The sequence below is a fragment of the Desulfobacter sp. genome, from assembly GCF_050177295.1.
The window spans coordinates 1-4,385 of sequence record NZ_JBFXHE010000378.1 but is presented as its reverse complement, the minus strand read 5'-3'; the positions used below and the strand labels follow the sequence as shown (position 1 = coordinate 4,385).

Below are 4,385 nucleotides of genomic sequence, written 5' to 3'. Positions count from 1 at the left end.
ACGACGCTCTTCCGATCTCTCATGCGGCCATGTCCACTATGAAAATCCAAAAATGGTTGTGGGCACGATTCCTGTTTTTCAGGACAGGATTTTAATGTGCAAACGCAATATTGAGCCCAAAAAAGGGTGCTGGACCCTTCCTGCCGGATATCTTGAAAATGAGGAATCCGTCCAGCAGGGTGCAGAACGTGAGACCTTGGAGGAGACCCGTGCCCAGGTCCGCATTTTATCGCCCTACAGGATGTTTAATATCCTTTTTGTGGACCAAATTTACCTGATGTTTATTGCGGAACTATTATCCCAGGATTTTGGCCCCACCTCGGAAAGCATTGATGTTCGCCTGTTTTCCCAATCAGATATCCCATGGGATAAAATTGCCTTTGACGTCATCCGCCTGACCCTGGAAGACTATTTCAAGGACCGCGGAAATGCCGGCGATCATGCATTTAAACCAGAGGCTTTCGGGTTTAAGATCAAGGATCTTGAATTTTCACCGGTCAGTGGGGGCGTAATCGGCGATAAACCCTTTTAACCGGCAGGCTGTAAATTTTTTTTCGTAATTTAATTGTCACCTTTTGCCATATGGCGCAGACCTGATCCGCTTTTCAATGTATTACCCTTTGTGGCCGACGCTCCCATGTAAGGACCGCAGATGAAATGAAATAAAGAATAGGAAAGGAGAGCCCAATGGACGCGCTTAAGAATTTCGCCTCAAAAAGTTTCATTGAACAAGTCAACCTGCTACAGGATGTTGAAAAAAAGAAAATCTATGCTGCGATTCCCGGGCTTGTCGACTTATGCAAAAAAAGTGATTCCTTTGATCAGGCAGCGCTTATGGCTGAAAATACGCTCAGGTCCCTTTTACTGGAAAACGAGGCGCAAACCGTAAAAGGCCTTATGTCTGACAATATGAACTTAAAAAAAATCAGTTTACAGGTTTGTTGCCGGAAAAAGTATCCGTCTGCCACGTCTGCTCTGCTCAGACTCTTTTCGGATCTTATTTCAGAACAGCCATCTGAATTGATATCCGGGCATCCCCATTATAATGAAGGGTTTGCAATCCTTTCCGCACTCTCATTGATTCAGCCGCCTGAAGCACTTGACATATTTCGGCAATATCTGGAGCATAGTGATTCTTTAATCGCATCCTTGTCCATTGAAACCATTGGACATTACAAGGATGTTGATTCGGTTGACGCGCTATGCAAAATAGTGGCGGACTCAGAGGCTGACGACTGTTATGAAACCTGCGGTCTGGCTGTCGCCAGCGCAGTTGACGCCCTGGCAATGATAAACACCGACAAGGCAATATCCTTTCTGGCATCAAAAATTCATCACCGCAATCCAATAGCCAGAAGAATCATTCATGACGCCTTGACAAGGCTGGGACCGGAAACCATCCGTTTTATCGCACCTTTTCTGTCAGCGGACAATACGGATCTGAAAATCATGGCCGTAACCCTTCTTGGGGCCATTGGTGATAAAAAAGGGGCGGACTTGATTGTAGACGCCGTTGATAAGGGAATCGCAGACCATCCCAATGTCAGGTTTGCCGTGTATGATGCTTTGGGTCAAATATTTTCAATGAAAGGCCTTGTCCTCCTTTTCGACGGGCTTTCTGAGCAGGATCCTTCAATACTTATCGCTGTGATCACTTCACTCAATGCTCAAATCAATCCGGGTGTGGCAAAAAAATTAAAGGAGGTTATCGGAAAAGGTGACGACCATGCTTCCCGGTTAATCAACGCCGTTGTTGCATCACGGGCACTGTCCTTGTTCGAATCGCTTTATGAAGATGAAACAATTGGCAACAAAATGATTGACGCGATTGTTAAATCAAACGACCAGGGTCTTTGCGGCGCATTTTCTAAAAAGCTGAAATCCATGGCCGGCAAAAGGGCGGCATCTGATGCGGATAAAATCAAATCAATTTCTTCAGGCCAACTGAAAAAAAGAATACTTATTGTTGATGATTCAAAATCCATGCTGGCATTTTACTGCAGCGTTGCTTCAGCCATGGGGATCTCGGTCATAACGGCTGAAAACGGACAGCAGGCATTGGATATACTGGAACAGGACAAATCCTTTGATCTGATCTTGACCGATCTTAACATGCCCGTGATGACGGGAATAGAGTTAACCCGGAAAGTCAGGGCAACTTCTTCTGTGGATAAAATTCCCATCGTAATTGTTTCAACGGAATCGGAGCGGTCACAAGAGCAATTGGCTATGAAAACGGGTGCCGACGATTTTATAAAAAAGCCGTTCACCGCTGATCAGCTCCAAGATAAAATCAAAAGGATTATTTGAACCCTGGCCTGATTTCAATGGTCTGCACCATAGATTTCCAGATAGGTTTCGATCTTTGCTTTCATTTTGTCATCCAGAACAATTTTGCCCTCTATTTCCCGGTTGTGCAGAAAATCAATGATCTCCCGTATGGTAACAATGGCAAAAACGGGAATGCCTAGGGTATCTGCCACCTCTGCCAGGGCGTTTTTGTCTGTTTTCCCCTTTTCCTGGCGGTTCACACTGATGATAATGCCGCAAACCTTCGGATTGCCGCAAACCTTTAGAACTTCCAGGGATTCCCGGATAGCCTTGCCCGAGGTGATGACGTCATCCACCAGGATCAGCCGGGTGTCCGGGGTCAGGGGCATGCCCACCACAGCGCTTTTGTCTGCATAGGTTTTCGCTTCCTTGCGGTTGAACACATACCCTTTGTCAATGCCCATGTCAGCCAGGGCACAGGCGGCCGTGATGCACAAAGGAATACCCTTGTAGGCAGGTCCGTAAATCCCGTGAAACTCTTCTTTGAAATGGGCGTCAATGGCCCTGGCATAATAGGTGCCCAGCTTTTTAAGCTTTGATCCGGTGTCAAACATGCCGGTGTTGATAAAATAGGGGGCAATTCGGCCGCTTTTCAGTTCAAACTCGCCAAACTTCAGGGCATTGCATTGTACCAGAAACTCAATAAATTCTTCTTTATAATTCATTCTTAATCCTTAAATTCTTATTTTCAAACACCAGCTATTGGCAGCGCCAGGCTGCATACTCGTGTAACGGTACCGGCTTTCCGGTTTTCAACAGGGCCCGGGTATTAAAATCCGCCATGGTTCTCAACGCCTTTGATCCAAATACCGGCCCGTCCTTGCACACCACGGCGTAGCCGCAGACACAGGCCCCGCATACCCCGAATCCGCATCTCATGTACCGTTCCAGACTGACCTGGCAGGGGATGGCGTGGGCTTCACAGATCTCAAATACCTTTGCCATCATGATTTCCGGGCCGCAGGTATAGACCATATCAAAACCAGGGACTAAGTTTGCCGATAATGCCTTGATTTTATCCACCAGAATGTCCGTTACAAACCCTTTATAGCCTTTTGATCCGTCATCGGTACAGATTTCGGCCTTTGCCGTAAACCGGTCCGGGTAGAGCAGAAAAGATTTGGACCGGGCCCCCTGGATTAATAAAATTTCGGGCCCGTTATGGGTCTCAAAGGCCTCCACAAGGGGAGCAAGCGGTGCCATGCCGCAGCCGCCGGCCACAACAGCCACCCGTTTATGACCGCTTCCCATATTGAATCCATTGCCAAAGGGCCCCCGGATGCCGATGTTATCGCCAGGTCCAAGGGATACGGCTTTTTTGGAAAAAACACCCTTGGCCTCCACGGTGATGCCGAAGCGGTCCGGGCAGTGATGGGAAATGGTATAGGGTTTTTCATCCACGCCGGGAATCCACACCATGACAAACTGGCCCGGTTTAAAGTCAATGGCCTGGTTGACATACAGGGTGGCGAACTCAGGGCTGTGAACTTCCTTGTCCGCCACCTTGACCATGGCGGGCAACATCTGCGTAATCATAAGGCCTCCCTGTGGGCTGCGCCCCGGATCTCTTCCAGGGTGGTGCCGTGGGCTGCCAGCCAGTCGTTGATCTCCTTGTTTACCTGATTAAACACGGTAATACCCCGGTACCGCACGGCTGTGCCGATTCCCACAAGCCTGGCCCCTGCCATGATGATCTCGATGGCGTCCGTTCCCGTGCTGATGCCGCCCAGGCCAATGATGGGAATGGATACGGACCGAAAAATATCGTACACGCAGCGCACGGCAATGGGTTTGATCATGGGGCCGGAAAGCCCGCCCTTTTTAAAGGCGAGCACAGGAGACCGGGACTCAATGTCGATGACCATGCCCGGCCCTGCCGTATTAATGGCGCAGATGGCATCGGCGCCTGCATCCTCACACGCCTTTGCAATGCCTGCGATATCCGGGGCCGCCGGGGTCAGCTTGGCAATCAGGGGCACATGAATCACTTTTTTAACCGCTGCCACAACATCATGGGAGGATTGGGCGTTGACCCCGAAAATCATGCCGTGCTG

General features: G+C 49.0%; 4 protein-coding genes and 1 pseudogene. 2 read left to right on the top strand and 3 right to left on the bottom strand.

What is annotated here, in order from left to right:
- Together AB7U36_RS19385 and AB7U36_RS19380 are read left to right on the top strand one after the other, a co-directional pair.
- Positions 1-532, top strand: a 532-nt coding sequence (locus AB7U36_RS19385) for an NUDIX hydrolase (RefSeq protein ID WP_428161286.1), incomplete at its 5' end; no start/stop codon positions are given.
- A 155-nt stretch (positions 533-687) separates the two neighbouring features.
- The gene (locus AB7U36_RS19380; RefSeq protein ID WP_428161285.1) at positions 688-2,310 is read left to right on the top strand and encodes a response regulator; all 1,623 of its coding nucleotides are present in this window, start codon (positions 688-690) and stop codon (positions 2,308-2,310) included.
- A gap of 14 nt (positions 2,311-2,324) precedes the next feature.
- Here the strand turns inward: AB7U36_RS19380 and pyrE are convergent, their stop codons facing one another.
- The 3 genes and pseudogenes from pyrE to AB7U36_RS19365 all read right to left on the bottom strand — a co-directional run.
- Positions 2,325-2,996 carry an orotate phosphoribosyltransferase gene (pyrE, locus tag AB7U36_RS19375; RefSeq protein ID WP_428161284.1) on the bottom strand — a complete coding sequence of 224 codons (672 nt, stop codon included), beginning with the start codon at positions 2,994-2,996 and terminating at the stop codon, positions 2,325-2,327.
- Between the two features lie 34 nt (positions 2,997-3,030).
- Entirely contained in the window at positions 3,031-3,867 is an 837-nt protein-coding gene (locus tag AB7U36_RS19370) for a dihydroorotate dehydrogenase electron transfer subunit (protein WP_428161283.1), read from the bottom strand.
- Positions 3,864-4,385, bottom strand: a pseudogene (locus AB7U36_RS19365) (dihydroorotate dehydrogenase); the annotation flags it as partial. The gene AB7U36_RS19370 and the pseudogene AB7U36_RS19365, both read right to left, overlap by 4 nt.

Bases quoted from the DNA above. Each gene is read 5' to 3' on its own strand.
- AB7U36_RS19370 (WP_428161283.1), bottom strand. From the start codon at position 3,867: ATGATTACGCAGATGTTGCCCGCCATGGTCAAGGTGGCGGACAAGGAA.
- pyrE (WP_428161284.1), bottom strand. From the start codon at position 2,996: ATGAATTATAAAGAAGAATTTATTGAGTTTCTGGTACAATGCAATGCC.
- AB7U36_RS19380 (WP_428161285.1), top strand. From the start codon at position 688: ATGGACGCGCTTAAGAATTTCGCCTCAAAAAGTTTCATTGAACAAGTC.